General features: G+C 72.2%; 23 protein-coding genes. 14 read left to right on the top strand and 9 right to left on the bottom strand.

All coding sequences use genetic code 11. The features are described 5' to 3' along the window. Positions 1-110: 110 nt before the first annotated feature. Positions 111-1,259, top strand: coding sequence for a CU044_5270 family protein (locus tag ACBR40_RS40430; RefSeq protein ID WP_371252136.1), 1,149 nt, complete (start codon positions 111-113; stop codon positions 1,257-1,259). Positions 1,260-1,263: 4 nt separating this feature from the next. Here the strand turns inward: ACBR40_RS40430 and ACBR40_RS40435 are convergent, their stop codons facing one another. Beyond that, positions 1,264-1,881: a TetR/AcrR family transcriptional regulator gene (locus ACBR40_RS40435; protein WP_364454767.1), complete on the bottom strand. Its 618-nt coding sequence runs from the start codon at positions 1,879-1,881 to the stop codon at positions 1,264-1,266. A gap of 79 nt (positions 1,882-1,960) precedes the next feature. Here ACBR40_RS40435 and ACBR40_RS40440 point away from each other — a divergent pair, with 79 nt between their 5' ends. After that, on the top strand, positions 1,961-3,367 hold the full coding sequence (locus ACBR40_RS40440) for a DHA2 family efflux MFS transporter permease subunit (RefSeq protein ID WP_371252137.1): 1,407 nt from the start codon (positions 1,961-1,963) through the stop codon (positions 3,365-3,367). Here ACBR40_RS40440 and ACBR40_RS40445 read toward each other — a convergent pair. Continuing rightward, positions 3,355-3,852: a peptidase inhibitor family I36 protein gene (locus ACBR40_RS40445; protein WP_371252138.1), complete on the bottom strand. Its 498-nt coding sequence runs from the start codon at positions 3,850-3,852 to the stop codon at positions 3,355-3,357. The genes ACBR40_RS40440 and ACBR40_RS40445 overlap by 13 nt on opposite strands. Positions 3,853-4,013: 161 nt before the next feature. Here ACBR40_RS40445 and ACBR40_RS40450 point away from each other — a divergent pair, with 161 nt between their 5' ends. From ACBR40_RS40450 to ACBR40_RS40465, 4 genes are all read left to right on the top strand, one after another. After that, complete coding sequence (locus ACBR40_RS40450) at positions 4,014-5,201, top strand: RtcB family protein (RefSeq protein WP_344210702.1); 1,188 nt, start codon at positions 4,014-4,016, stop codon at positions 5,199-5,201. 168 nt (positions 5,202-5,369) lie between these two features. Then, positions 5,370-6,215, top strand: coding sequence for a DUF1996 domain-containing protein (locus ACBR40_RS40455; protein WP_344210700.1), 846 nt, complete (start codon positions 5,370-5,372; stop codon positions 6,213-6,215). 14 nt (positions 6,216-6,229) lie between these two features. Next, positions 6,230-6,784 carry a DUF305 domain-containing protein gene (locus ACBR40_RS40460; RefSeq protein WP_371252139.1) on the top strand — a complete coding sequence of 185 codons (555 nt, stop codon included), beginning with the start codon at positions 6,230-6,232 and terminating at the stop codon, positions 6,782-6,784. A gap of 9 nt (positions 6,785-6,793) precedes the next feature. Next, positions 6,794-7,459, top strand: a complete 666-nt coding sequence (locus tag ACBR40_RS40465; RefSeq protein ID WP_371252140.1) for a phosphotransferase family protein — start codon at positions 6,794-6,796, stop codon at positions 7,457-7,459. An 8-nt stretch (positions 7,460-7,467) separates the two neighbouring features. On the opposite strand, the gene ACBR40_RS40470 is transcribed toward ACBR40_RS40465, so the two are convergent. From ACBR40_RS40470 to ACBR40_RS40490, 5 genes are read right to left on the bottom strand one after another with little or no spacing between them, the layout of a single operon-like run. Continuing rightward, positions 7,468-8,088, bottom strand: coding sequence for a phosphotransferase (locus ACBR40_RS40470; protein WP_344210696.1), 621 nt, complete (start codon positions 8,086-8,088; stop codon positions 7,468-7,470). Between the two features lie 48 nt (positions 8,089-8,136). Then, a complete protein-coding gene (gene narI / locus ACBR40_RS40475) occupies positions 8,137-8,817 on the bottom strand; it encodes a respiratory nitrate reductase subunit gamma (protein WP_344210694.1) in 681 nt (226 codons plus the stop codon). Further along, on the bottom strand, positions 8,814-9,362 hold the full coding sequence (gene narJ, locus ACBR40_RS40480; protein WP_371252141.1) for a nitrate reductase molybdenum cofactor assembly chaperone: 549 nt from the start codon (positions 9,360-9,362) through the stop codon (positions 8,814-8,816). The genes narI and narJ overlap by 4 nt, the downstream gene beginning before the upstream one ends. Continuing rightward, positions 9,359-10,975, bottom strand: coding sequence for a nitrate reductase subunit beta (gene narH, locus ACBR40_RS40485; RefSeq protein ID WP_344210690.1), 1,617 nt, complete (start codon positions 10,973-10,975; stop codon positions 9,359-9,361). The genes narJ and narH overlap by 4 nt, the downstream gene beginning before the upstream one ends. After that, positions 10,975-14,475 (bottom strand): nitrate reductase subunit alpha, encoded by a 3,501-nt coding sequence (locus tag ACBR40_RS40490; protein WP_371252142.1) that lies wholly within the window; start codon positions 14,473-14,475, stop codon positions 10,975-10,977. Before ACBR40_RS40490 ends, narH begins: the two co-directional genes overlap by 1 nt. Before the next feature lie 45 nt (positions 14,476-14,520). On the opposite strand from ACBR40_RS40490, the gene ACBR40_RS40495 reads away from it, so the two are divergent. The 3 genes from ACBR40_RS40495 to ACBR40_RS40505 are packed head-to-tail and all read left to right on the top strand — an operon-like array spanning position 14,521 to position 19,230. After that, positions 14,521-15,699: a nitrate/nitrite transporter gene (locus ACBR40_RS40495; RefSeq protein ID WP_371252143.1), complete on the top strand. Its 1,179-nt coding sequence runs from the start codon at positions 14,521-14,523 to the stop codon at positions 15,697-15,699. 55 nt (positions 15,700-15,754) lie between these two features. Beyond that, a complete protein-coding gene (locus ACBR40_RS40500; RefSeq protein WP_344210684.1) occupies positions 15,755-17,458 on the top strand; it encodes an ABC transporter ATP-binding protein in 1,704 nt (567 codons plus the stop codon). 2 nt (positions 17,459-17,460) lie between these two features. Continuing rightward, positions 17,461-19,230, top strand: coding sequence for an ABC transporter ATP-binding protein (locus ACBR40_RS40505; protein WP_371252144.1), 1,770 nt, complete (start codon positions 17,461-17,463; stop codon positions 19,228-19,230). Here the strand turns inward: ACBR40_RS40505 and ACBR40_RS40510 are convergent. After that, positions 19,220-21,295, bottom strand: coding sequence for a prolyl oligopeptidase family serine peptidase (locus tag ACBR40_RS40510; protein WP_371252145.1), 2,076 nt, complete (start codon positions 21,293-21,295; stop codon positions 19,220-19,222). The two genes, ACBR40_RS40505 and ACBR40_RS40510, sit on opposite strands and share 11 nt — an antisense overlap. A 44-nt stretch (positions 21,296-21,339) precedes the next feature. On the opposite strand from ACBR40_RS40510, the gene mshB reads away from it, so the two are divergent. The 5 genes from mshB to ACBR40_RS40535 are packed head-to-tail and all read left to right on the top strand — an operon-like array spanning position 21,340 to position 24,265. Next, entirely contained in the window at positions 21,340-22,245 is a 906-nt protein-coding gene (gene mshB, locus ACBR40_RS40515) for an N-acetyl-1-D-myo-inositol-2-amino-2-deoxy-alpha-D-glucopyranoside deacetylase (protein WP_371252146.1), read from the top strand. Positions 22,246-22,256: 11 nt separating this feature from the next. Beyond that, entirely contained in the window at positions 22,257-22,673 is a 417-nt protein-coding gene (locus tag ACBR40_RS40520) for a DUF6113 family protein (protein WP_371252147.1), read from the top strand. A 17-nt stretch (positions 22,674-22,690) separates the two neighbouring features. Then, positions 22,691-23,185: a flavin reductase family protein gene (locus ACBR40_RS40525; protein ID WP_344210674.1), complete on the top strand. Its 495-nt coding sequence runs from the start codon at positions 22,691-22,693 to the stop codon at positions 23,183-23,185. A 40-nt stretch (positions 23,186-23,225) separates the two neighbouring features. Further along, positions 23,226-23,789 (top strand): dihydrofolate reductase family protein, encoded by a 564-nt coding sequence (locus ACBR40_RS40530; RefSeq protein WP_371252148.1) that lies wholly within the window; start codon positions 23,226-23,228, stop codon positions 23,787-23,789. Between the two features lie 59 nt (positions 23,790-23,848). Further along, entirely contained in the window at positions 23,849-24,265 is a 417-nt protein-coding gene (locus tag ACBR40_RS40535) for a hypothetical protein (protein ID WP_371252149.1), read from the top strand. Between the two features lie 10 nt (positions 24,266-24,275). Here ACBR40_RS40535 and ACBR40_RS40540 read toward each other — a convergent pair whose 3' ends face one another. Further along, positions 24,276-26,735 carry a penicillin acylase family protein gene (locus ACBR40_RS40540; RefSeq protein WP_371252150.1) on the bottom strand — a complete coding sequence of 820 codons (2,460 nt, stop codon included), beginning with the start codon at positions 26,733-26,735 and terminating at the stop codon, positions 24,276-24,278. Between the last annotated feature and the right edge of the window lie 64 nt (positions 26,736-26,799).

A 26,799-nucleotide genomic window follows, 5' to 3' on the forward strand; every position in this document is an offset into this window, starting at 1 on the left:
ATTCAGAAAGTAGGCCGTCCGCCTGGCGGCGTATCGCCTGCCTTTGCCCTGCTACGCAGGAGTCCGATTCCTTCCCCGCCTCAAGGTGGGGGCTTCCTCGGAGGTGCCTCATGAACCCGATCGACGAGCTCAGGGCCGCCCGGCCCGCCCATCTCGGCGAGCGTCCGGTGGACGGGCGCACGCGGGCGGCCGAGCTGGCGTACGCGATGTCCCGGCCGCGACAGGGGGAGCGGCGGCGACGTCCGGCCTTGCGTCCCGCGTGGGGGCTGGCGGCGGCCGGGGCGGCGGCGGCGGCCGTCGCGGCGGCGGCGGTCGTCCTGCCGGGCGGCGGCGCGACCCCGCCGCCACGGGCGCCCGCCGTCGCGGCGACGGAGAACGCGCCGGCCGTCGCGGAGAAGACGCGCCTGTCGGCGCGGGAGGTGCTGCTCGCCGCCGCCGCGAACGCCGGCCGGCAGGCCGAGGCCGAGGGCGACTGGTGGCACACGGCGACCGTGACCCGCACCCTGTTCACCGCGACCGGGGGTTACCGGGTCGAGTCGCGCGGCCGCGACGAGATGTGGACGCCCCGGGCCACGGGCGGCGAGCAGTGGAGCCGCGGCCAGTCCCTCGGCGCGGCCCCCGCCACGGAGGCGGATCGTCAGGCGTGGGAGGCGGCCGGGTCGCCGGCCGAGTTCGAGATCAAGGTGCCGGGCAAGCGGGGGTCGCTCACGATGCCGGCCGCCCCGGGGAAGGTCAGGACCGACCGCAGCCCGCTCGTGGACGGGGACAAGGTGTTCTGGCTGGGCCGCAACGTCACCATGAAGGACCTGCGCGGGCTGCCTGACGAGCCCGAGGCGCTGCGCGCCTGGCTGCTGCGCTCGTACGAGGGGCACGACACGGAGTCGGACGGCGTGCCGATGGCCTCGGATGTGTGGCTGTTCAAGGTCAGCGCCGGGCTGATCACCGACATGCCGGTGACGCCGAAGGTGCGCGGCGCGGCGTTCCGGATGCTGGCAGGGCTCGACACGGTGGAGGTCACCGAGGACGTCACGGACGCCGAGGGCCGCACCGGCACCGCCGTCTCGATCGAGGAGCGGATCAAGGGCGGCGCGGTGCTGCGCAACCGGCTGGTCTTCGACGAGGCGACCGGCCGCGGGCTCGCCAACGAGAACGTCGTGGTCAAGCCCGGCGGGCTCCAGGCGGGCCTGGAGCCGGGCGCGGTGTTCAACTCGGTCGCGGTGCTGGAGGCGGGCTGGACGTCCGCCGCGCCGCGCCGCTGACCCCTCACCCCCAGGCGGTGAGGAACGTCCGCACCGCCGCCTCGGCCAGCTCGCGCAGCTCGGCGTCCTCCAGGGTGCGGGTGCCGAGCCTGGTCCTGGCCTCCAGGGGCCCGAGCAGCAGGGACGTGAACTGCTCGGCGGCCAGGTCGGGCTCGGCGGCGCGCAGCCGGCCGGCGAGCGTGAGCCTGGCCAGCCGGTCGGCGAGCGCCTGGTTGAGCCGGTCGGGACCGTACTGGTTGGTGATCTCCAGCAGGTCGGGGAAGTGGGTGATCTCGGCGTAGAGGAGGCGGCGCAGCGCGCACGAGCGGCCGCCGGCATGCAGGCGCAGCAGCGCGTGGCCGACGTCCGTCAGCGTGGCGGCGAGGTCGTCTCCCGGACGCGCCAGCGGCTCCAGCGCGGCCAGCCGCTCCTCCAGCGCCGTGCGGGCGCTCGCCTCCATCGCGTGCCTGAACAGCGTGGCCTTGTCGGACAGGTGGTTGTAGACCGTCGGCTTGGCCACGCCCGCCTCGGCGGCGATCTCCTGGACGCACGCCTGCGCGTAGCCCTGCCGGGCGAACACCGTGAACGCCCCCTCCAGGATCGCCTGCCGCTTGTCGATCCGGCCCCGCGTGGTGCTGTCCATAGCGCTGATTGTACTCGTCGGTTCAAGTCAATGGACCGGTCTGTTGCATGCATACGCATGCGATCATTATGTTGAACCCATGAGTTCAAATATCGCTGACCGCCTGGACGGTCGGCTGACGGCAGTGATCGGCGTCGTGCTGCTCGGCGGCCTGCTGGGCATCCTCAACAGCACGATGGCCGCCGTCGCCACCGGCACCCTCGCGCGGATCTTCGACACCTCGCTCAGCACGGTCGGCTGGACGTCCACCGGGTTCCTGCTGGCGGTGACCGCCACGATCCCGTTCACCACCTGGGCCGTCGACCGGTTCGGCGGCCGGCGGCTGTGGCTGGCCGGGCTGGTGCTGTTCGCGGCCGGCTCGCTCGGGGCGGGGCTGGCCTGGAACGTCGGCGCGCTGATCGGCTTCCGGGTGCTCCAGGGGTTCGGGGCCGGGCTGCTGGACCCGCTCGTGCTGATCCTGCTGGCCCGCGCCGCCGGGCCGCACCGCGCCGGGCGGGTGATGGGGCTGATGGGCGTGGTCCTGTCGCTCGGGCCCGTCCTGGGGCCGATCGCGGGCGGCGTGGTGCTGAACGGGCTGTCGTGGCGGTGGATGTTCCTGCTGAGCGTGCTGCTGGCGGCGGTCGCGTACGTGCTGGCGCGGCGCGTGCTCCCCGCCGACGCCGCCGCTGCGGATGCGGTGGCGGGGCGGCTCGACGTGCTCGGGCTGGCGCTGCTCGGGCCGGGCTTCGCGGCGGTCGTGCTGGCGCTGTCGCAGACGGCGGAGCAGCGCGGCTTCGCGGCCTGGCAGGCGCTGCTGCCGCTCGCGCTCGGGGCCGCGCTGCTGCTCGGCTACGGGCTGCACGCCCGGCGGACCGCCGCGCCGCTGATCGAGCTGCGGCTGTTCGCCGGGCGGGGGTTCGGCGCGAGCGTCGCGATCATGGGGATCGGCGGCCTCGGCCTGTACGCCGCGCTGTTCGCCCTGCCGCTGTACTACCAGCAGGCCCACGGCCACGGCGTGCTCGCCGCCGGGCTGCTCATGACCCCGATCGGGCTCGGCGGCTCGCTCGCCATGCCGCTGGCCGGGCGGCTGTCCGACCGGATCGGCGCCCGCGGGCTGGCCACGGCCGGCGCGATCGGGTCCCTGCTGAGCGCGTTCGCCCTCACCCAGGTCGGGGCCGACACGCCCGAGGTGTGGCCGGTGCTCGCGGCCTTCGCGTTCGGCCTGGGGAGCGGCTGCTTCAGCGCGCCGACGATGGGCTCCCTCTACCGGACGCTGCCGGCACCGCTGGTGGCGCAGGGCAGCTCCGTGCTCTACATGCTCAACCAGCTCGGCGCGGCCCTCGGCGTCGCCCTCGTCACGCTCGTCCTGCAGACCGCCGGCGACGCGATGACCGGCTTCCACCACGTCGCCTGGCTGTCCGTCGTCATGATCGCGCTCGTCCTGGCCGCCATCCCGCTCCTGCCCGGCCGCCCTTCCGCCGTCCCCGCCGGCGGTCAGCTCGTGTAGCCGCGCGCGGCGTAGTCGTAGGCGTCGTTGAAGCGGACGTACGCCTTCTTGCCGACGAACGGCTCGAACGGGTCGGGCTGGAGCTTCTTCTTGTTCTTCAGGAAGTAGTTGTCGGACGGGCAGGTGCCGCGCGCCCAGAACGACGAGACCCGGTCCCGCCAGGGCCCCGTGAACTCGAACTTCTTGCAGTTCTTGGCCGAGGCGCGCCACGACCCCATGGCGCCGCGCCAGTACTGGTGCTCGTACACGCAGTAGTAGCCCTTCTTGCACGCCTTGGCGGTGGCGGCGAGCACCACGCGCACGTCACCGCCGTCCCAGACGATCTCGTTGCTGCTCACCCTCGTCCCGCCGGGCATGGCGGCCAGGTACGCCTCGACCAGGGCGCTGTCGGCGGTGGCCGCCTGGGCGGGAAGCGTGCCGAAGACGACGATCGCGGCGCCGGCGACGACGCCGGCCGTCGTGAGGTGGCGGCGAGGCAGGTTCATGTCGGGTCCTCTCGGCTCGGTGACGAGAGGAACGTAGGCGGCCCGGTGTTGAGCCTGCGTTGAGTCCGTGTTGACCGCGCCTAATTCGGTTGCGGCGGGTATGGGATGTCTGGCCTGATAGATCGCGTTCCAGTTGGACCAGCGAGAGGAGGCGACACGCGATGACGTACCACGAGGTGACCGGGACCAGGCATCCGCTCAGGATGTGGGCGGAGCCAGAGGCCGTCGATCCGCAGGCGATGCAGCAACTGCGCAACGTCGCGAACCTCCCCTGGGTCCACGGCGTCGCCGTCATGCCCGACGTCCACCACGGCAAGGGCGCGACGGTCGGGTCGGTCATCGCCATGCGCGAGGCCGTCTCGCCGGCCGCCGTCGGCGTGGACATCGGCTGCGGGATGAGCGCGGTCAAGACCTCGTACAAGGCGTCGCAGCTCCCGGACAACCTCGCCTACCTGCGTGGGAAGCTGGAGCAGGCGGTGCCGGTCGGCTTCTCGCACCACAAGCGCCCGGTCGACCCCGGCAAGATCTTCGGGATGCGTACGGCCGGCTGGGCCGAGTTCTGGAAGAGCTTCGACGACCTCGCCCCGGCGGTACGAGCCCGCCGCGAGCGGGCCGAGGCGCAGATGGGCACCCTCGGCGGCGGCAACCACTTCCTGGAGGTCTGCTCCGACGACGAGGGCGCCGTCTGGGTCGTCCTCCACTCCGGCTCCCGCAACATCGGCAAGGAGCTGGCCGAGCACCACATCGGCGTCGCCCGCGGCCTGTCGCACAACCAGGACCTGGTGGACCGCGACCTCGCCGTCTTCCTCGGCGGCACGCCGGAGATGCACGCCTACCGCCGCGACCTCTACTGGGCCCAGGACTACGCCCGCCGCAACCGGGCGCTCATGATGGGCCTGGTCTGCGACGTCCTCCGCCGCCACCTGCCGGGTGTCACCTTCGACCAGCCCATCTCCTGCCACCACAACTACGTGGCGGAGGAGCGCTACGAGGGCGTGGACGTGCTCGTCACCCGCAAGGGCGCGATCCGGGCCGGCTCGGGCGACCTCGGCATCATCCCGGGCTCGATGGCCACCGGGACGTACATCGTCAAGGGGCTGGGGAACGGGCTGGCGTACAACTCGGCCTCGCACGGGGCCGGCCGGAAGATGAGCAGGAACAAGGCGAAGAAGACGTTCACCCTGAAGGATCTGCAGGAGCAGACGTTCGGGGTGGAGTGCAGGAAGGACGCGGGGGTGCTGGACGAGATTCCGGGGGCGTACAAGGACCTGGAGTCGGTGATGGCGGCCCAGACCGACCTGGTCGAGGTCGTCGCCCACCTGCGCCAGCTCATCTGCATCAAGGGCTGACCCGGCCGTCTTCTGCTGAGAGAGCGCTCCCCCCTAGGGTCGCGCTGCGTGTGGTGCTCGGTTCCGGCCGGGTTAACGGGGTTCTTGACAGTCGTCAAGTGGGCGAGCAGTCTTCTGGTCAAGGGAGCGCTCTCTCGAAACGATCGCCCACCCCCCAAGGGAGCCGCCATGCGTGTCACGCGACTGCTCGCCCTCCTGTCCGTGCTGCTCGCCACGTTCGCCGTCGCCCCGCGGCCGGTGGACGCGCAGGTCGTGCGGGTCGCGGAGTTCCTCGCCGACTGTCCGTTCAGCCATCGGCTGCCGGACGATCCGATCGTCTTCCCCGGGCTGCCCGGGGCCTCGCACATGCACAGCTTCTTCGGCAGCCGGGTCACCAACGCCTCCACCACGCTCGCCGATCTGCAGAACGGTGCCACCAACTGCAACCCGGCCGTGGACAAGTCGTCGTACTGGGTGCCGACCTTCTACCGCGACGGGGCGCCGGTCGAGCCGGCCATCATCACGTTCTACTACCTGGGGGAGGGCGTCCGGGACGACATCGTCGCGCGGACGCAGCCGCTTCCGCTGGGGCTGCGGATCGTCGCGGGGAACGCCAAGGCGACCGGGCCGGGGGACGGGTCGTCCATCGCGCGGTGGTCGTGTCTGCACGCCGGGCAGGTGCCGCCGTCCAAGGACTTCGTGACGTGCCCGAGCGGGACGATGCTGGAGTCGTACCTGGACTTCCCGCAGTGCTGGAACGGGCGCGACCTCGACTCCGCCGACCACAAGAGCCACATGGCGTACCCGGTGGCGGGGGCGTGCCCGAGCACGCATCCGGTGCCGGTGCCGAAGTTGCGGCAGGTCATCCGGTATCCGGTCAGCGGGGACCCGTCGCACTTCCGGCTGGCTTCCGGCGGCGGGTACACGATGCACGGCGACTTCTTCAACGCCTGGCCGCAGGCGGAGATGGAGCGCCGGGTGCGTGACTGCATCCGTCCGGTCGTGAAGTGCGGCGCGGACGGGCGGCCGGTCTAGGTGCCGTGTTCCTCATGGTGAGGGCGTGGGTGTCGGCGGCGTTCGTGCTGTTGTCGCTGGTCGCTGGCTGCGGCTCCACGGCCGGCGGTACGGTGGCGAGCTCCGGCTCACCCTTCAACGCCACCGACGTCGCCTGGTTGCAGCTCGCCGAGGCGCTGCACGCGCGGGCGTTGCCGATGCTCGCGCTCGCACCCGGCCGTTCCGCCTCCCCTGAACTCGTGGAGGTGGCGGGACGGCTGGCGAAGGAGCACGGGGAGGGGCGGGAGCGGTTGCGTGCGCTGCTCCCCCGGAATGGTGCGGGGGAGAATCCCCATGCCGGGCACGACATGCCGGGCATGCCGACCGCCGCCGATCTGGAGACGCTGCGGGGGCTGCGCGGGAAGAAGTTCGATCGGCGGTTCGTCCCGTTGGTGCGGGCGTACCTCGATCAGCTCGTGCTGGTCGCCGAGGGGGAGCGGCGTTCGGGGGCGTCCGAGGAGGTGCGGCGGCTGGCCACCACGATGGCCCGTGCGCACGAGGCCGAGCTGGCCCGGCTGGCCGAGGCGGCCCCAGAGGCGAGCGCCCGTTAGCTTGGGCACATGGAGCTGATCGGGGCGGGGCGCAGCGCCGACGTGTACGCGCTCGACGACGACCTCGTGCTACGCCGCTACCGCGACGGCCACGACGCCCGGGAGGAGGCGGCCGTCATGGCGTACGTGGCCGCCCACGGTTACCCGGTCCCCGAGGTGCGCCCGGGGCCCGGCGGCGGAAGCCCGGCCGACCTGGTGATGCGCCGGTTGCCCGGTCCGACGCTGCTCCAGGCCGTGGTCGGCGGTGCGTACGAGCCGGTGGAGGCGGGCCGGCTGACAGCGCGGCTGCTGCGGCGCCTGCACACGATCCCCGCCCGCCTGTCGCCCGACCCGCGCGACCGGGTGCTCCATCTCGACCTGCACCCGGACAACGTCATGCTGACGCCCGCCGGGGCCGTCGTGATCGACTGGCGCAACAGCCGCGAGGGCCGTCCCGAGCTGGACGCCGCGCTGTCGGCCGTCATCCTGGCCCAGATCGCGGTCAACGTGGGCGATCCGCTGGCCGGGCTCGCGCGGGCGGTGCTGTCAGGCCTGCTCCGCGAACTCGGCGATGTCATGGATGGTGGCGGGGGAGCGCTTGAGGAGGCCGCCCGCCTGCGGGCCGCCGACTCCGGCCTCACGGCGGAGGAGGCCGGATTCGTCGAGGCGGGGGTAAGGCTGATCAGAGGCGGTTGAGGGGAAGGTCACTCCGACCAGGCGGTGGTGGTGTCGAGGCGGTGGAGCCAGAGTTTCTCGCCGTCGCCGCCCGGCTCCCATCGCGCGCAGAAGTCGAGCAGCGCGCGGCAGCGCGCGAGCATGGCCGCCTGCCGCTCCGTCCAGTCGGGGACGAACCCGTCGTAGGCGGCGAAGAAGTGCTCCAGCAGCGGCACGTGCTCCGGGTGGTGGCTGCGGATGATCCACTCGCACCAGGCGAGGTCCTCGACCGGCCGGCCCGGGTGCGCCCACTCCCAGTCGAGGATGGCGGTGGTGCGGAAGGTGGCGGGGTCGAAGAGCATGTTCTGGGGGCCGTAGTCGCCGTGGACGATCCCCAGGCGGTGGATGCCGCCGAGGATCCGGCCGCACTCGGTGAGCACCTCGACGGCGTGGCCGTCGTCCAGGAGGTCCTGGCCGTGCTCGCCGGAGACGAAGCGGGTGGTCAGGCTGTCGGCGGTGATCTTGTGAACGCGGGGGACCGGGATGCGGCCGCGCAGGCGGCGCAGGTATCTGCTCTCCGTGCTCAGCCTGAACGCCGCCTCGGGGCCCTGGTAGCACTTCACGACCAGGGCGCCGTCGCCGAATGTGCTGTTGGTGTACCCGTGCTTCACAAGGGACGATTCTGGCCTACCCGGACCCCTCCCGGGACCCGCGCCACGCTACCTCGCCCGGCTCCGATACACGATGTAAGGACGGAACAAATACCCCACGGGGGCGGAAAGCGCGTGGACCAAGCGGCTGAACGGGAAGAGTACGACCAGCCCCATCCCCACGACCGTGTGCAGTTTGTAAAGACCGCTCGCGTTACTCATCGCCATCGTGTCGGGACTGAAGGTGAGCACCCCCCGGAACCACGGCGCGACCGTCGTCCGGTAGCTCTCCTCGCTCGGCGTGAATCCGGCCACCGTCGTCACCACGCCGGTGACGATCGCCGCCGCCAGCACCACGTACATGGTCTTGTCGTTGGCCGTCGTCGCGAGGAACACCGGCCCCCGGGTGCGCCGCCGGTAGATCAGCAGGACCAGCCCCGCGAGCGCGGCCACCCCGGCGATCCCGCCCCAGACCAGGGCGTTCGCGTGGTAGGTGGCGTTGCTCACGCCGATCGCGTCGGTCCAGGACAGGGGGACGAGCAGGCCGGTGACGTGGCCGACGATCACGAAGATCAGCGCGTAGTGGAACAGCGGGCTCGCCACCCGGAGCAGCCGCCGCTCGTAGAGCTGGGAGGAGCGGGTGGTCCAGCCGAACTGGTCGTAGCGGTAGCGCCAGACCAGGCCGCCGACGAAGATCACCGCGGTGACGTAGGGCGCCACGGTCCAGAGCAGGCTCTCGCTCGCGTTCACGCCTGCCTCCCGACGCTCTCGGCCGGCGGGCCGCCGGCCGCCAGCCGCCGCACCTCCGCCCGCTGCTCGGCGGTCGCGGGCGGCAGCGTGCCGCACACGGCGCCGACCACCAGCGCGTACGGCGACCCGCGCCCCTCCAGCGCCGCCCGCAGCAGCTCCAGCCCCACCCGGTGCTCCCGCAGCACCTCGGCCCCCGCCGCGTCGAGCGCGGCGAACTCCAGCACCACCGGCAGGAAGTCGGGCAGCTCGTCCTCCATCAGCTCCCACCCGGCGGCCCGGTAGCGGCGCTTCAGCGCGGCCAGCGACGCGCCCCGGCGGCGGGTGTCGCCGTCGGCGTAGTAGGTCAGGTAGAGGCAGCAGCGCCGGTCCAGGTCGAACGTCTCCACGTAGTGCGCGGCCAGCTCGCCCGCCCCCATCTCGGCGGCCCGGTCGAGGAACCCGGCGAAGTACGGCTCGGCCGCCTCCCTGATCAGCGGCAGCCGCCGCCAGAACCGCTCGTCCGGGTAGGCCAGCAGATGGGCCGCGGCCTGCCAGAGCACCTTCACGAGCGCTCCCGTCGCGGCGGGAACAGCCCCGCGGGCATGCCCCGGCCGTCCCAGTTGAGCAGGTTGACCCGCTTGTGGGTCACCTCGTCGCCGGTCTGGCGCTCCTTCAGCCCGTGGAAGCTCTCGACCGACACCGGCTGCGGACGGCCCGACGCCTCGCCGAACGGCCCCTGCATGCCGGGCCCGCCGTCGTAGTCGAGGCTGCAGCCGGCCTCCTCCACCACGCCTGGCTGGTTGCCGTACGCGGTGGGGATGACGTAGCGCTCGTCGTACTTGGCGAGGGCGAGCAGCCGGTACATCGCCGCCAGGTCCTCCTCGCTCATGCCCGCCTCGGGCGGCAGGACCGGCGGGCGGCCCAGGTTGACGGCCCGCATGTACGACCGCATCGCGGCCAGCTTGCGCAGCGCCGCCGTCACCGGCGCGGGATCGCCCGCCGTGAACAGCCCCGCCAGGTAGCCGACCGGGATGCGCAGCGCGTCGATGGCGGCGAACAGGTTGACCGCGTCCTCGCCGTCGTGGCCGGTGCCGGCGAGCGCGTCCACGACCGGCGAGAGCGGGGGGACGTACCAGACCATGGGCAGCGTCCGGTATTCGGGATGCAGGGGGAGCGCGATCCGGTAGCGCTTGACCAGGTCGTACACCGGCGAGCGCCGGGCGGCCTCCAGCCACTCGGCGGGCAGCCCCGCGGCCTGGGCGGCCGCCGCGACGACCGGGTCGTGCGGGTCGGCGAACAGGTCGAGCTGGGCCTCGTACAGGTCGCGCTCGTCCGGCGTCGCGGCGGCCTCGGCGACCCGGTCGGCGTCGTACAGCAGGACGCCGATGTAGCGCAGGCGGCCGACGCACGTCTCCGAGCAGACGGTCGGCAGCCCGACCTCGACCCGGGGGAAGCAGAACGTGCACTTCTCCGCCTTGCCGGTGCGGTGGTTGAAGTAGACCTTCTTGTACGGGCAGCCGGTCACGCACATGCGCCACCCCCGGCACCGGTCCTGGTCCACGAGCACGATGCCGTCCTCCTCGCGCTTGTACAGCGCGCCGGAGGGGCAGGAGGCCACGCACGACGGGTTGAGGCAGTGCTCGCAGATGCGCGGCAGATAGAACATGTACGCCTCTTCGAACGACAGCCTGACCTGCTCCGACACCTGCGCGAGCACCGGGTCGGGCGACGGGTCGCCGCCGAGGTCGTCGTCCCAGTTGGCGCTCCACTCGATCTTGGTCGGCTGGTTGCTCAGCAGCGACCTCGGCGGCGCCACGGGCACGTCGGCCGACAGCGGGGCCCGCGTGAGGTTCTCGTAGTCGTAGGTCCAGGGCTCGTAGTAGTCCTGGATGGAGGGCAGCAGCGGGTTGGCGAAGATGGTGAGGAGCTTGCGCAGCCGGCCGCCCGCCCGGAGCTGGAGCCGGCCCTTGCGGTCCAGCGTCCAGCCGCCCCGCCAGCGGTCCTGGTCCTCGTAGCGGCGCGGGTAGCCCTGGCCGGGCCGGGTCTCGACGTTGTTGAACCAGACGTACTCGACTCCGGGGCGGTTCGTCCACGTCTGCTTGCAGGTGACGGAGCAGGTGTGGCAGCCGATGCACTTGTCCAGGTTCATCACCATGGCGATCTGGGCCATGATCCGCATCAGTAGCGCACCTCCTGGGAGCGGCGGCGGATGGTCGTGAGCTCGTCGCGCTGGTTGCCCGTCGGGCCGAAGTAGTTGAACCCGTACGAGAGCTGCGCGTGCCCGCCGATCAGGTGCGTCGGCTTGATCAGCACCCTGGTCAGCGCGTTGTGGATGCCGCCGCGGCGGCCGGTCGCCTCCGACAGCGGCACGTCGATCAGGCGGTCCTGGGCGTGGTACATGTAGACCGTTCCCGGCGGCATGCGGTGGGAGACGATGGCGCGGGCCACGACCACGCCGTTGCGGTTGACGGCCTCCACCCAGTCGTTGTCGGCCACGCCGAGCCGGGCCGCGTCCTCGTCCGACATCCAGATCGACGGGCCGCCCCTGGACAGCGACAGCATGAGCAGGTTGTCCTGGTACTCGGAGTGGATCGACCATTTGCTGTGCGGCGTCAGATAACGCAGCCGGCCGCTCTCGCCGAACAGCGCGGCGAGGTCCAGCGGCGGGCGGTAGACCGGCAGCGCCTCGCCGTACTCGTGCATCCAGTCGTGGTCGAGGAAGAAGTGCATCCGGCCGGTCAGCGTGTGCCACGGCTTGCCGTGCTCGACGTTGATCGTGAACGGCGCGTAGCGGCGGCCCGACGACTCCTTGCCCGACCACTCCGGGCTCGTGGACACGTGCACCGGCCGCGCCTGGGTGTCGGAGAAGACGATCCTGTGGCCCTCGTCGGCCAGCCCTGACAGGTCGGTCCCGGTGCGTTCGGCCAGCTCACGGAAGCCCTGGACGGCGAGCCGGCCGTTGCTCGCGCCCGACAGCGCGAGGATCGCCTCGCACGCCTTGGCTTCGGTGTCCAGCTCGGGACGCCCCTTCGCCACGCCGCGCGGCACCAGGCCGCACCGCGCGCCGAGCCAGGCGACCTCCTCGTCGGGACGGAACGTCACCCCCTTGACCGGCACGCCCAGCCGCTCGGTCAGCGGGCCGAGCGCGGCGAGCTGATCGGCGACCGCGCCGTAGTCGCGCTCGACGACGTGCAGGGCGGGCTCGCGGTCGTGGCTGAGCTCGCTCGGCGTGTCGTGCTGGTGGGCGGTCGCCACCACGTCCCTGCGCACGCCGAGGCGCTCGCGGGCCAGGTCGCTGAAGGCGCGGGCGATCGTGTGGAAGGCGGCGAAGTCCGTCCGGGTCTCCCAGGGCGGGCTGATCGCCGGGTTGAAGGCGTGGACGAACGGGTGCATGTCGGTCGAGGAGAGGTCGTGTTTCTCGTACCAGGTGGCGGCCGGCAGCACCACGTCGGAGAAGACCGTCGAGGACGTCATGCGGAAGTCGAGCGTGACCAGCAGGTCCAGCTTGCCGCTCGCCGCCTCGGGATCGGGGTGCTCCAGGTTGGAGGTCGCGCCGAGGAGGTGGTGCAGGAAATACTCGTTGCCCTTGGCGCTGGAGCCGAACAGGTTGGAGCGCCAGAGCGTGAGCACACGCGGCCAGTTGCGCGGGTCCTCCGGGTTCTCGGCGGCGTAGCGGAGCCGGCCCGCGCGCAGCTCCTCCCGCGTGTACGCGACCGGATCGGCGGCCTCCCCGAGCTCCAGGGGATTGCGGTCGAACGCCGGAGCCATCGGCATCCAGCCGTTGCGCACCGCCTCGGCCACCAGGTCGGCGGTGCGCCTCCCGCGGAACACACCGGGCCCCACCGGCGAGGCCAGCTCGCCCGCGTCGAAACGGTCGTAGCGCCACTGGCCGGTGTGCAGGTACCAGAACGGCGTGCCGGGGACCATCCTGGCCGGCCGCACCCAGTCGGCGGCGCTCGCCAGCACCCCCCAGCCCGCCAGCGGACGGCACTTCTCCTGGCCCACGTAGTGCGCCCAGCCGCCGCCGTTGCGGCCCTGGCAGCCGGTCAGCAGCAGCAGCGACAGGAACGCCCGGTAGATCGTGTCGCCGTGGAACCACTGCGCCGCGCCCGCCCCCATCACGATCATGCAGCGGCCGCCGGTGGCCTCGGCGGTCCGCGCGAACTCGCGGGCCAGGCGGGCCGCCCGCTCGGCCGGCACGCCGGTGATCGGCTCCTGCCACGCCGGCGTGTACGGCCGCGCCGCGTCCTCGTAGCCCTCCGGCCAGTCGCCCGGCAGGCCGGGGCGGCGGACGCCGTACTGGGCGAGGAGCAGGTCGTATACCGTGGTGACGAGATGCCCGTTGATCCTGGTCACCGGAACGCCCCTGACCACCGGCTCGCCGCCGTCGAACCGGGGCAGCAGCACCTCGGCGGCCTGGCTCCAGTCGTCCATCACGGTGAGCTTGGGGTCGGTGCCGAGGTCGAGGTTCCAGCGGCCCTTGCCCGACTCGCTCCACCGGAAGCCGGCCGAGCCGTTCGGCACCACCGGGCGGCCGTTGCGCGACAGCAGGACCGTCTTCCACTCCGCCGCCTCCTCCTGGAGGCCGAGGTCGCGGGCCGTGAGGAACCTGCCCGGCACGTGCCGGCCGTCCCGCCGCTCCAGGCGGACGAGGAAGGGCAGGTCGGTGAAACGCTTGACGTAGCCGGTGAAGGACGGCGTGTCGCGCTCCACGAAGAACTCCTTCAGCAGCACGTGGCCCATCGCCATCGCGAGCGCGCCGTCCGTGCCGGGGCGCACGCTCAGGAACTCGTCGGCGAACTTGGCGGCGTCGCTGAAGTCGGGGCTGACCACCACGACCTTCTGGCCCCGGTAGCGGGCCTCGGCCATCCAGTGGGCGTCCGGCGTGCGCGTCACCGGCACGTTGGAGCCCCACATCATCAGGTACGCGGCGTCCCACCAGTCGGCGGACTCCGGCACGTCCGTCTGGTCGCCGAACACCTGCGGCGAGGCGACCGGCAGGTCGGCGTACCAGTCGTAGAAGGAGAGCATGGTGCCGCCGAGCAGCGACACGAAGCGCGAGCCGATCGCGTGGGAGACCATCGACATGGCCGGGATCGGCGAGAAGCCGGCGATCCGGTCGGGGCCGTAGGCGCTGATCGTGTGGACGTGCGCGGCGGCCACCATCTCGGCCGCCAGGTCCCAGCTGACCCTGACCAGCCCGCCCCTGCCACGCGCCTGCTGGTAGGCGCGCCGCTTCGCAGGGTCGCCGGTGACCTCCGCCCAGGCCGCGACCGGGTCGCCGAGCCGCTCGCGGGCCTCGGCGTACATCTCGACCAGCACGCCCCGCGCGTACGGGTAGCGGATCCTGGTGGGGGAGTAGGTGTACCAGGAGAAGGCGGCGCCGCGCGGGCAGCCGCGGGGCTCGTACTCGGGGCGGTCGGGGCCCACGCTCGGGTAGTCGGTCTCCTGGGTCTCCCAGGTGATGATGCCGTCCTTGACGTACACCTTCCACGAGCACGAACCCGTGCAATTGACCCCGTGCGTGGAGCGGACGACCTTGTCGTGGCTCCACCGGTCCCGGTAGAAGGCGTCGCCCTCCGTGCCGCCGGCCAGGCGCAGGGTGTGCAGGTCACCGCTCGTGGCCGCCGATCTGCGCAGGAAACGGCCGGTCCTGAGGAGGATGTCCTGGGCGCTCATACCCCCACTTCATCACAGAAAGTAATTCTCTGTTACACAGGGTGTATGTCTGAGCTTCGTAAAGGTTTGCGTGCGGGTCAGGCCCGCAACCTGGTCCTCGCCACCTTCGCCTTCGCCGTCACCTTCTGGGCCTGGAACCTCATCGGCCCGCTCGCCGCCACCTACAACCGGCGGCTCGGGCTCACCCCCACGCAGACCTCGCTGCTCGTCGCGATCCCCGTCGTGGTCGGCGCCCTCGGCCGGATCCCGGTCGGGGTGCTGGCCGACCGGTTCGGCGGGCGGCGCATGTTCGCCGCCGTCTGCTTCGTCTCGATCGTCCCCGTCCTGTTCGTCGGCTGGTCCGGCTCGTACGGCTGGTTGCTCTTCTGGGGCTTCCTCCTCGGCATCCCCGGGACGTCGTTCGCCATCGGCATCCCCTTCGTCAACGCCTGGTACGAGCCCGCCCGCCGCGGCTTCGCCACCGGCGTCTTCGGGGCCGGCATGGGCGGGACCGCGCTGTCGGCCTTCTTCACGCCGCGCCTGGCGGAGGCGTTCGGGCGGCCTGGCACGCACGTGCTGATGGCGGCCGTGCTGGCGCTGACCGGGGTGCTCATGCTGGGCGCGAGCCGTGACTCGCCGCTCTGGTCCCCGGCGACCGCGCCCGCGCTGCCGCGCATCCGCGAGGCGCTGAAGGTGAAGGCCACCTGGCAGTGCTCCTTCCTGTACGCGGTGGCGTTCGGCGGGTTCGTGGCCTTCTCGACGTACCTGCCGGCCCTGCTGGAGAACGCCTACCGCTTCGCCCAGACCGAGGCGGGGATGCGCACTGCCGGCTTCTCGATCGCGGCCGTGCTGTCCCGGCCGCTGGGCGGCACGCTGTCCGACCGGCTGGGGGCCGTCCGGGTGCTGATCGTCGCGTTCGGCGGGGTGGTGGTCATGGCGGTCGTCCTCATGTTCCGTCCGCCCGCGGAGGTGCCCGCCGGGGTGAGCTTCGTCCTCATGGCCTTCTTCCTCGGGCTGGGGACGGGCGGCGTGTTCGCGCTGGTCGCCAAGCTGGTCGAGGCGTCGAAGGTGGGGACGGTCACCGGCCTGGTGGGCGCGGCCGGCGGTCTCGGCGGCTACTTCCCGCCTCTCGTCATGGGCGCGGTCTACTCGGCGACCGGCACGTACACGATCGGATATGTCCTGCTGGCCGTCACCGCGGCGGCCGCGCTGCTGTACACGTGGCGGGCGTTCCGCCAGGCGTGAACGCCGATGAAAATGGTTTGCCGTGCGGCCTGACCCTTGTCAAGGTGGTCAGGCTATGCGCTCCCTTCCTGACGCCGATCCCGGCGTGCCCGACCTCCGCAGTCCGCTCCGTTACCTGTGGTGGAACGCCCGGCGGCAGGCCACGGCCCTGCTCGCCGGCATCGGCTACGCCACCCTCTGGTGGCTGGTGCAGGCGCTCATGCCGGCCGTGCTCGGGAAGGGCATCGAAGCGGTCACCGCCAAGGACACCGGCGCGCTGCTCACCTGGTCGGCCATCCTGTTCGGGCTGGGGCTGGTGCAGGCGTTCAGCGGCATCATGCGCCACCGGATGGCCGTCTACAACTGGCTGGCCGCCGCCTACCGCACCGTGCAGCTGACCGCGCGCCACGCCGCCAAGCTGGGTGCGACGCTGCCGAAGCGGCTCTCCACCGGCGAGGTCGTCAGCGTCGGCAACTCCGACATCGCGCACATCGGCAGCTCCATGGACATCCTGCTGCGCGGCACCGGCTCCGTCGTGGCGATCGTCACCGTGACCGTGATCCTCATCTCGACCTCGCTGCCGCTCGGGCTGCTCGTGCTGTTCGGCGTCCCGCTCATGACCGTCGCCGTCGGGCCGCTGCTCAAACCCCTGCACCGGCGGCAGGCCAGGCAGCGCGAGCTGACCGGCGACCTGTCCACCAGGGCCGCCGACATCGTCGCGGGGCTGCGGGTGCTGCGCGGGATCGGCGGCGAGCAGGTGTTCGCCAGGCGCTACCGCGAGGAGTCGCAGCGGGTGCGGCACGCCGGCGTGGGGGTCGCGCGCGTCGAGTCGGTGCTGGAAGGCGCGCAGATCCTGCTGCCCGGCCTGCTCATCGCGATCGTCACCGGCGTCGGCGCCTCCTTCGCGGTCGCCGGCCAGATCCCGACCGGCCAGCTCGTCGCGTTCTACCTGTACGCGGTTTTCCTCATCGGCCCCATGCGCACGCTGACCGAGGCCGCCGACAAGCTCACCAAAGGGCACGTGGCGGCCGGCCGGGTGATCCGGATCCTGTCCATCGAGCCCGAGATCAAAGGCGGCAAGGGCGGCAGCGGGGGCGGGGTGCTGCGCGACTCCTACAGCGGGGTGACCGTCCAGCCCGGCGTCCTGACGGCCGTGGCCGCGAGCTCCCCCGAGGACGCCGTCGCCATCGCCGACCGCCTCGGCCGCTACGCCGACGGCGACGTCACGTTCGGCTCGGCCGATCTCCGCGTGCTGCCTCTGGACGAGGTCCGCCGCCGGATCCTGGTCGCCGACAACAGCGCCCGCCTCTTCACCGGCCGGCTGCGGGACGAGCTGGACGTACGCCCCCGCGACACGGACGCCGCCGGCGACGAGGGGCGGCTGAAGGAGGCGCTGCACGTCGCCTGCGCCGAGGACATCGTCGAGGCATTGCCCGACGGGCTCGACACCTGGGTGGCCGAGGCCGGCCGGGAGTTCTCCGGCGGGCAGCAGCAGCGGCTGCGGCTCGCCCGCGCGCTGCTGGCCGACCCCGAGGTGCTGATCCTGGTGGAGCCGACCAGCGCGGTCGACGCCCACAGCGAGGCGCGCATCGCCCAGCGGCTGGCGGAGAGCCGGGTCGGGCGGACGACGCTGGTCTGCACGACCAGCCCCCTCGTGCTCGACCGCACCGATCACGTGGTCTACGTCGAGGACGGGCGGGTGCTGGCGGAGGGGACGCATCGGCAGCTGCTCGACACCTCGCCTGCTTACGCGACGACCGTCACCCGCGGGGAGGGCTGACCATGGCCAAGGAGATCCTGCCGATCGCCGACAGGAAGCAGGTGCGGGCCTACGCCCGGCGGCTGACGCTCAAATATCCGCGGCAGCTCCTCACGGCGCTGGCGCTGCACGCGCTGGCCGCCGTGTCGGGGCTCGTGGTGCCCTGGCAGCTCGGCGGGCTGGTGGACGACATCGAGCGGGGCGTCGCGGTGAACGTCGCCGTCGTGGCGGTCGCCATCGGCGCCTTCCTGCTGGTGCAGGGGCTGCTCATGCGCTACGCCGTGCTGGCCTCGGCCAGGCTGGGCGAGAAGGTGCTGGCCGAGCTGCGCGAGGAGTTCGTGGACCGGGTGCTCGCGCTGCCGCTGTCGACCGTCGAGCGGGCCGGGTCCGGCGACCTGATCACCCGCACGTCGAGGGACGTCGACTCGTTGTCGCGCACGGTGCGGCACGCGGTGCCGGAGACGCTGATCGCGGGGGTCACGTTCCTCATCACCATGGGCGCGCTGGTGCTGGTCAGCCCGCTGCTCATGCTGCCGATGCTGCTGGCGGGGCCGGTCATCTACGTGGCCACCCGCTGGTATCTCCAGCGGGCCAGGGACGGCTACCTGCGCGAGAACGCCGCCTACGCGGACATGACGGAAGGGCTCGCCGAGACCGTCGAGGGGGCCAGGGCCGTCGAGGCGCTGGGGCTGCAGGAGCGCCGCCGGGCCCGCACCGACGACGACATCGCCCGCTCCTACGCCGCCGAGCGCTACACCCTCGGGCTGCGGGTCGTCTGGTATCCCGCGGTCGAGCTCGGCTACGTCATCCCCGTGGTGAGCGCGCTGCTGGTCGGCGGGCTCTTCTACACCGAGGGCTGGGTGACGCTCGCCCAGGTCACCGCCGCCGCGCTCTACGCGCAGCAGCTCATCGACCCGCTCGACCGGTTCCTGATGTGGATCGACGAGCTGCAGGTGGGCGGCGCCGCCATGGCCCGGCTGCTCGGCGTGGCGAACGTCCCCGACGACCGGGAGCCCGCCGCCGAGCGCCCGGCGGGCGAGCTGCTGGAGGCCCGCGACGTCCGTTACGCCTACCGCGAGGGCCACGACGTGCTGCACGGCGTGTCCCTGACCGTGCGGCCCGGTGAGCGGCTGGCGATGGTGGGGCCGTCAGGGGCGGGCAAGTCCACGCTGGGACGGCTGCTCGCGGGCATCCACGGGCCGCGCGCCGGGTCGGTGGCGGTGGGCGGGGTGCCGCTCGTGGACCTGCCGCTGGACGAGCTGCGCGGGCACGTCGCCCTGGTCACCCAGGAGCACCACGTGTTCAAGGGCACCGTGCGCGACAACCTGCTCATCGCCCGGCCCGACGCGGGCGACGAGGCCGTGCGCGAGGCGCTGGCGGCCGTGGACGCGCTGGACTGGGTGCTCGACCTGCCGGACGGGCTGGAGACCCAGGTGGGGTCCGGCGGGCATGCCGTCTCGGCGGCCCGGGCCCAGCAGCTCGCCCTGGCCCGGCTGGTGCTGGCCGACCCGCACACCCTGGTGCTGGACGAGGCCACCTCCCTCATCGACCCGCGGGCCGCCAGGCACCTGGAGCGCTCTCTGGCGGCCGTGCTGGACGGGCGCACGGTCATCGCGATCGCGCACCGGCTGCACACCGCGCACGACGCGGACCGGGTGGCCGTGGTGGAGGACGGGCGGATCACCGAGCTGGGGTCGCACGACGAGCTGGTGGCCGAGGGAGGGTCCTACGCCGCGCTCTGGGCGAGCTGGCACGGCACTCCCGTCCCCCGGCCCGAGGAGGTCAGGAGGTGATGCCCAGCGACTTCTTCAGGAAGTCGACCTGGAGCAGCAGCAGGTTCTCCGCCACCACCTCCTGCGGCGTCATGTGCGTGACCCCCGACAGCGGCAGCACCGTGTGCGGGCGACCGGCGGCCAGCAGCGCCGACGACAGGCGCAGCGTGTGGGCCGCCACCACGTTGTCGTCCGCGAGCCCATGAATGATCATGAGCGGGCGCTCCAGCTTGGCGGCGTCCGCGAGGAGTGAGGAGTTCTCGTACACCTCGGGCTGCTCGTCGGGGTGGCCCAGGTAGCGCTCGGTGTAGCACGTGTCGTACAGCCGCCAGTCGATCACCGGCGCCCCGGCCACGGCCGCGTGGAAGACGTCCGGCCGCCGCAGCACCGCCAGCGCGGCCAGGTAGCCGCCGAACGACCAGCCGCGGATGGCCACCCGTGACAGGTCGAGGTCGTCGCCGTACTGCTCGGCCACGCCCTGCAGGGCGTCGACCTGGTCCTCCAGCACCGGGGTGGCCAGATCGCCCCGCACCGCCCGCTCGAACGCCGTGCCCCGCCCCGGCGTGCCGCGGCCGTCGGCCACGACCACGGCGAAGCCCTGCTCGGCGAACCACTGGCTCTCCAGGAACGCGCCCCGCCGGTTGAGCACCCGCTGCGCGTGCGGCCCGCCGTACGGGTCCATGAGCACGGGCAGCTTGCCCGAGCCCTGCTCGTACCACGAGGGCAGCACCACGGCGGTGGCCAGCTCGCGCCGCCCGGAACGCCCGATGGACACCCGCAGGTCGAGGCCGGGCCGCTCGGCGAACGACGGGATCGGCACCGCCATGCCGTCGCGCCGCACGACCGTCACCGACACGCCCTCGGTGTCGAGGCTCTGCTCGGCGAGCACGCCGACCCCGCCGGCCATCCGCCCCGAGAACACCCCGGACCTGGTCGAGACCGGCAGCAGCGAGTGACCGTCCCAGGTCCAGAGCTGGATCTCGGTCGGGTCGCCGCTCGCGCTGAACAGCACGCTGTCGTGGTCGACGTCGAGCACCGCCCTGACCTGGAGCGTCGGCGGCGTCACCACGCGGTCGCCGACGTGCAGGCGGTGGCCGCCCTCACCGCCCGCGACCCAGACGAGGGAGCCGTCGTCGAGGTGCGCGGGCACGCCGGTGACGATGTCGACCCAGGCCGGGTCGGTGTCCTCACGCACGAGCGTGGTGGCCCCGGTGGCCGGGTCGACCGTGAACAGCCGCATGGTCCTCTGGTCGCGGGTCAGGGTCACGATGGACAGCGCGTGGGCGTCCCAGGCGGCCGTGGTGAGGTATTCCTCGTCGTACGGCACCGCGACCCGCGACCCGTCGAGCCCGAGCACGAAGAGCTCGGTGCGGGCGTTGGGCGTGCCGGCGGCCGGATAGCGGTGGGCCACCGGGGTGCGCTCGGGGTTGGCCGGGTCGGCGATGTGCCAGATCCGCACCGGCGCCTCGTCGGCCCGCTCGACCAGCAGCGCGTCACTCGACGGCGCCCACCAGTAGCCGCGCATCCGGTCCATCTCCTCGGCGGCGATGAACTCGGCCAGCCCGTACGTCACCGTCTCCGTCTCCGGCGTGGCGAGCGCGCGGTCCTCGCCCGTGACCAGGTCCTGGACGCGGAGGGCGCCGCCGGTGACGTAGGCGACGTGCCGCCCGTCGGGCGACAGCCGGGGGTCGATGACCGCGCCGGGCGTCTCCAGCCGGCGGGTCTCGCCGGAGGCCAGCTCGACGACGTAGAGGCCGCCGGACAGCGCGAAGGAGGCCCGTGCCACCATCGAGTCGGTGGCGTAGGCCACGATGCCGCCCGCCGCCTCCCGGCTGCGCTCACGCCTCGCCCGCTCCTCCGGCGGGAGGTTCTCCTCCTCGTCGCCGTGGAGCAGCCGCGGATCGACGACCAGCCGCTCGACGTGGGTGGCGGTGTTGAGCTCCCACAGGCAGGTCACGGCGTCGGTGCCGGTGCGGGTGCGCAGGAAGACCACCCGGCCGCCGTCGGGGGAGATGGTGAAGCCCCTGGGCACCCCGAGGGTGAACCGGCGGGTCCTGGCAGACAGACGCGGGAAGCTCTCACTCATGGGGCCAATCCTGCCAGGAATGCGCCCTTGTTACGCTCGTGGCCATGACGGATCGACGCCTGCTGCTCGTGCACGCCCACCCGGACGACGAGTCGATCGGCACCGGCGCCACCATGGCCAAATACGCGGCAGAAGGGGCCCACGTCACGCTGGTCACCTGCACGCTGGGCGAGGAGGGCGAGGTCATCCCCGCCGAGCTCGCGCACCTGGCCGCCGACGGGGAGGACCGGCTGGGGCCTTACCGGGTCGGCGAGCTCGCCGCGGCCTGCGCGGCGCTCGGCGTCGAGGACCACCGCTTCCTGGGCGGGCCGGGGCGCTGGCGCGACTCGGGCATGATGGGCGCGGCCACCAACGACCACCCGAGGGCGTTCTGGCGCGCCGACCTCGACGAGGCGGCGGGCGAGCTGGTCGAGGTCATCCGCGAGGTACGCCCCCAGGTCCTGGTCACCTACGACGCCAACGGCTTCTACGGCCACCCCGACCACATCCAGGCCCACCGGGTGGCGCGCAGGGCGTTCGAGCTGGCCGCGAAGCCGGACTTCGGCGACGGCGAGCCCTGGCAGATCGCGAAGTTCTACCACACCGCCCTGCCCAGGTCCGTGATGCGGCGCACGGCGGAGGCGCTGCGCGAGGCCGGCACCGGTTTCCTGCTGGAGGACGTGGACGACATGCCCTTCGGCAACCGCGACGACGACGTCACGACCGAGATCGACGCCCGGCCGTGGCTCGGCCACAAGGTCGCGGCGATGCGGGCGCACGTCACCCAGATCACCGTCCGCGAGCCGTGGTTCGCGCTGTCGAACAACATCGGCCAGGAGGTGCTGGGCGTCGAGCACTTCGTGCTGGCGTCCGGCGTGCCCGGCCGGCCGGTGCCGGGGCCGCCGGTCGAGGCGGGCGGGCTCGGCGAGCCGCACAACCGCGAGAACGATCTCTTCGCGGGCATCCACTAACCTCAGTCGGCATGGAACATCGCAGCCAGGCCGAGTCGGCCCTGGGTGGAGCGGCGTACGGCATGCTGTTCGTGCTGGGGGTCGTCATGGGGGTCGTGGGCGGCTTCACGCATCCCCTGTGGCCGGTCGGTCCGCTGCCGGGGGCGGCCGTGGTGTGGGTGCTGATGTTGTTCCTGGTGTGCCTGGGGGCGGGCAGGCTGCTGCGGGCGCGGCTGGGCGCGGCGGTGGCCGGGGCCGGGTGGCTGCTGGTGACGATGCCGTTCACGGTGCAGCTGGCGTCGGGCGATCTGGTCATCGCCAGCGGATTGCCGGGATATGTCTACCTGTACGGGGGTCTGGTGGCTCTTGTGGCGGCTTATCTGCTTTCGCCATCGTCTAGCAGGGGATCGTGGCTTTTGAGAGGGTACCCACCGAAGAGCCCGAGTTGAGGGCATAAAGTATCTGGGTGCATTCGACAGAGCGGCACGTGGACCCGGATACCTACCGTAAGGTCGTCGGCCGCTTCGCCACCGGGGTCGCGATCGTGACGACCAGGGTGGGCGACCTCGATCACGCCATGACCGTCAACTCGTTCACGTCCGTCTCGCTCGATCCGCTCCTCGTGCTGTTCTGCGCCGAGAAGGTGGCCAGGTTCCACGACGCGGTGCTGGAGGCGGGGGTGTGGGGGGTGTCGGTGCTCCCCTCTGTCATGGAGGACACCTCGCGCTTCTTCGCCCATCGCGGCCGGCCGCTGGACGGGCAGCTAGCGCGGTGGCCGCATCGCCGGGGGGACTCCGGGGTGGCGTTGTTCGACGGGGCCATCGCCACGCTGGAGGTCGCCACGAACGCGGTGCACGACGCCGGCGACCACTCGATCGTGGTGGGCGAGGTGACGTCCCTGGGGACGCCGTCGGACGGGCCGCCGCTGCTGTACCACGAGGGCCGCTACAAGAATCTCTAGCGCACCGATGACTTCCCGGCGGCGCCGGGGTCTCAAGCGCATGCGGAAACTCATCGCGACCGTGTTCAACTACTCCCTCGACGGCCTGCTCGCCGACGAGGGCACCGACTTCTGGAAGTTCTGCTTCGGCCTGCCGGAGAACGACCGGCCCGACGACCCGGCCTACCTCGACTTCCTCCGGGGCGCCCACGCGCACGTCATGGGCCGCGCCGCCTACGAGTCCATCTCCCGGGCCATGACGACCGCCACCGACCACCCGTTCGCCGGCATCCTGAACCCCGCGCGCAAGGTCGTCTTCTCCCGGACGCTGAAGACGGCCGACTGGGCCGGCACCACCATCGCCTCCGGCGACACGAGGGAAGAGGTCGACAGGCTCAGGCTGGGCGGCGACGGCCACGTCCTGGTCTGGGGCGGCGTCGGCCTCTGGCGCTCGCTCATGCGGCTCGACCTGCTCGACGAGCTCCGGGTGAGCATGTTCCCCTATATCGCGGGGGAGGGCACCCGGCTGTTCGACGGCGTCCCCAGCTCCTACCGCCTCGACCTGGTCTCCAGCGCCACCTCCGACAACGGGATCCTGGAGCTGAGATACCGGCGGCACCGCTGAGCCAGCCTGTCCTTGACCACCGCCGTGAACGCGGCATCATCGGCGGTGGGAGGGGTCTCATGGAAAGGCGCTATCGGGTCCGGCGGGCGGCCAACTACGTCAACCTCGCCACGCCGTTCGGACTGCTGATCTCGGTCGTCGGCGGGGCCACCCGCCGGCCCGGCCCCGACGGGCTCATCCTCGCCTTCGGCTACCGCTACCGCTTCCCGATCGCGGGCGCGTTCACGGTCGGGAACGTGGTCCTGACCAGGCGCGACTCGCTCGACGAGCGGCTCATCCTGCACGAGGGGCGGCACGCCACGCAGTGGGCCTGGTGCGTCGGGCTGCCCATGCTGCCGCTCTACCTGCTCGCCATGCTGGCCTCGGTGGTGGTGTGCGGGCACCAGGCGGCGTACAACGTGTTCGAGCGGCTGGCGGACCTGGAGGACGGCGGATATCCGCGGGTGCCGCCACGCTGGCGGCGGCACCCGGGGTGACCCCCTCGGGTCAGGGGCTCAGCTTCAGCGTGTGCGCGGCCGCCTTGCGCACGGCGTCGGGGCTGGAGCGCATCGGCAGCAGCCCACCCCTGGCCCAGGTCTCGGCCTGGTCCCAGTAGTTCTCGTGGAAGGCGTGCCCCGACGCGCCCGTCAGGTTGATCCACTGGGACTTGTCCAGGTCGGACAGGTCCACCACCATCCGCATCGACGGCACCGCGGTCACCGCGTAGCCCTTCTGGGCGTTCCATCCGGTCGCGTTCACCGCGTCCTTGCCGCCCGGCACCGCGATCGGCCCCCGGTTGAACAACGCCTCCACGGGCGCGATGCCGGACGTGCCGAGGGAGCCGTTGACCAGGTCGAGCTGGTGCAGGTCGCCCCACCGCCAGTCGGAGACCTTCTCGCCGAACCGGTCGGCCAGCTCCTGGTACGCCGACGCCATCGCCTGCCGCAGCACGTCGTCGCGCCGCTCGGTGACGTTCTTCGTGGTGACGTCGTCCCAGAAGGGGTCGTCGGGGGTGTCGAGCAGCCGCCTGACGACCTCGTACCAGCGGTCGCCGCCCGCGGGCCGGGCCTGCTCGGGCAGCTCGTCGTGGAAGGTCAGGGCGAGCACCTGCCGCCACACGGCGTTGAAGTACGCGGCCGGCGCCGAGTCGAGCCCCTGTGAGCCGTCCCACGACGTCAGCAGCTCCCTGGCCTGCTTCGCGGGGCCGGCCAGGTCCACCTTCTCCAGCGCGGGCACCAGGGTCGCGGCGAAGGCGTTGCGGGTGTCGGCCTGGATGGCGGACATGGTGGCCGCGTCCACCTTGCCCTTGCCGACGGCCTCCTCGACGAGGGTGCGGATGCGTTCGGAGCGGTAGCCGTAGGCCCAGTCCTGGGTCAGCAGCGGCTTGTAGCGCGAGGGGTCGATGACCGCGTTGTTGGCGGTCACCACGAAGCCCTCGGCGGGGTCCTCGACGGACGGGAGCCGTTCGAAGGGGATCGGGCCCGGCTGCCAGTCGTACTCGCCGGTCCAGCCGGGCACCGGCCACCGGCCGTCGCCCTTCGCCCGTACGGGGATGCGGCCGGGCGCCTGGTAGCCGATCTTGCCGGAGGTGTCGGCGTAAACGAGGTTCTGGGCGGGCACCTCGAACAGCGCGGCCGCCGAGCGGAACTGCGCCCAGTCGCCCGCCTTGTTCAGCGCGAAGATGGCGCTGGCGGTGTGGCCGGGCGTCAGCGCCGTCCACTGGAGCGCGACCGCGTTCGCCTCGCCGGAGGGCTGGGCGTCGGGCATGACCTCGTTGATCAGCGGGCCGTGCACGGTGCTGCGCACGGTGATCGTGACGGTGGAGCCGCCGGCGACCTTGATCTGCTCCTTACGGCTCTCCAGCTTGCGCCGCTCGCCCCGGTACAGGTACGTGTCGCCGTCCACCTTCTCCAGGAACAGGTCGGCGACGTCGGGCCCCAGGTTGGTGAAGCCCCACGCGATCTTGGCGTTGTGCCCGATGATCACGCCGGGCACGCCGGAGAAGGTGAAGCCGGTCACGTCGTACGGGCACTCCGGGCCCACCTGCCGGCAGTGCAGCCCCGCCTGGTACCACACGGACGGGAGCTGCGGCGACAGGTGCGGGTCGTTGGCGAGCAGCGGCTTGCCGCTCTTGGTGTGCGCGCCGGAGACCACCCACGAGTTGGAGCCGATGCCCTCGCGGTCGGCGGTGCCCATGGTGCTCGGCACGGCGTCGAGGGTCCGGGCCGCCGACTGGAAGACGGCGCCGGTGCCGAGGCGCAGGCGCGGCTCGGCCTCCTGGTCGAAGCGCTCGCGGTCGATGCCGCCCGTGGTGACGATGGGGGAGTGGCGCTCGAACGGGTAGCCGGGGTAGAGCTGCTCGACGCGGTCGCGGGGCAGCTTCGCGGCGATCAGCGCCCGGTCGATCTCGTCCTCCATGTTGGAGCGCAGGTCCCAGGCCATGGCCTTGAGCCAGGCGAGGGAGTCGGCGGGGCCCCACGGCTCGGGGTGGTAGTCGCCGTTCTGGATCTTCAGGATCGAGTATTCGAGGCTGCGGTCGGAGGCGTTGGGGTTCGCGCTGAGCCAGGCGTTGACGCCCTTGGCGTACGCGTCCAGATACTCGCGGGTGTCCTCGGACAGCAGGGGCAGCTCCTGCTCGGCGACGCGGCGCCAGCCCATGGTGCGCAGGGCCTTGTCGGTGTCGAGCGTGGACTTGCCGTAGAGCTCCGAGAGGCGTCCGGCGGTCATGTGACGGCGGAAGTCCATCTCGTAGAAGCGGTCCTGGGCGTGGACGTAGCCCTGCGCCATGAAGAGGTCGCCCGGGCTGGAGGCGTAAATGTGTGGGATTCCTGATTTATCGCGATAAATCTCCACGCTCCCGGACAGTCCCGAGAGCCGCACCGATCCGTCCACCTGTGGGAACGACTGCCGCACGATGAGGACGAGCACACCGGCCAGCACCAGCGCCAGCACGAGAAGAACGGTCACCACCCGAGCGAACCACCGCAACGGCCGCGGCAACCACGCATAGGGCCTCACCGACCGACACCTC

Source organism: Nonomuraea sp. AD125B, assembly GCF_041402765.1.
Lineage (GTDB): Bacteria > Actinomycetota > Actinomycetes > Streptosporangiales > Streptosporangiaceae > Nonomuraea > Nonomuraea bangladeshensis.

Coding starts and splice junctions, on each gene's coding strand:
- ACBR40_RS40430 (WP_371252136.1), top strand. CDS start 111: ATGAACCCGATCGACGAGCTCAGGGCCGCCCGGCCCGCCCATCTCGGC.
- ACBR40_RS40435 (WP_364454767.1), bottom strand. CDS start 1,881: ATGGACAGCACCACGCGGGGCCGGATCGACAAGCGGCAGGCGATCCTG.
- ACBR40_RS40440 (WP_371252137.1), top strand. CDS start 1,961: ATGAGTTCAAATATCGCTGACCGCCTGGACGGTCGGCTGACGGCAGTG.
- ACBR40_RS40445 (WP_371252138.1), bottom strand. CDS start 3,852: ATGAACCTGCCTCGCCGCCACCTCACGACGGCCGGCGTCGTCGCCGGC.
- ACBR40_RS40450 (WP_344210702.1), top strand. CDS start 4,014: ATGACGTACCACGAGGTGACCGGGACCAGGCATCCGCTCAGGATGTGG.
- ACBR40_RS40455 (WP_344210700.1), top strand. CDS start 5,370: ATGCGTGTCACGCGACTGCTCGCCCTCCTGTCCGTGCTGCTCGCCACG.
- ACBR40_RS40460 (WP_371252139.1), top strand. CDS start 6,230: ATGGTGAGGGCGTGGGTGTCGGCGGCGTTCGTGCTGTTGTCGCTGGTC.
- ACBR40_RS40465 (WP_371252140.1), top strand. CDS start 6,794: ATGGAGCTGATCGGGGCGGGGCGCAGCGCCGACGTGTACGCGCTCGAC.
- narH (WP_344210690.1), bottom strand. CDS start 10,975: ATGCGGATCATGGCCCAGATCGCCATGGTGATGAACCTGGACAAGTGC.
- ACBR40_RS40490 (WP_371252142.1), bottom strand. CDS start 14,475: ATGAGCGCCCAGGACATCCTCCTCAGGACCGGCCGTTTCCTGCGCAGA.
- ACBR40_RS40495 (WP_371252143.1), top strand. CDS start 14,521: ATGTCTGAGCTTCGTAAAGGTTTGCGTGCGGGTCAGGCCCGCAACCTG.
- ACBR40_RS40500 (WP_344210684.1), top strand. CDS start 15,755: ATGCGCTCCCTTCCTGACGCCGATCCCGGCGTGCCCGACCTCCGCAGT.
- ACBR40_RS40505 (WP_371252144.1), top strand. CDS start 17,461: ATGGCCAAGGAGATCCTGCCGATCGCCGACAGGAAGCAGGTGCGGGCC.
- ACBR40_RS40510 (WP_371252145.1), bottom strand. CDS start 21,295: ATGAGTGAGAGCTTCCCGCGTCTGTCTGCCAGGACCCGCCGGTTCACC.
- mshB (WP_371252146.1), top strand. CDS start 21,340: ATGACGGATCGACGCCTGCTGCTCGTGCACGCCCACCCGGACGACGAG.
- ACBR40_RS40520 (WP_371252147.1), top strand. CDS start 22,257: ATGGAACATCGCAGCCAGGCCGAGTCGGCCCTGGGTGGAGCGGCGTAC.
- ACBR40_RS40530 (WP_371252148.1), top strand. CDS start 23,226: ATGCGGAAACTCATCGCGACCGTGTTCAACTACTCCCTCGACGGCCTG.
- ACBR40_RS40535 (WP_371252149.1), top strand. CDS start 23,849: ATGGAAAGGCGCTATCGGGTCCGGCGGGCGGCCAACTACGTCAACCTC.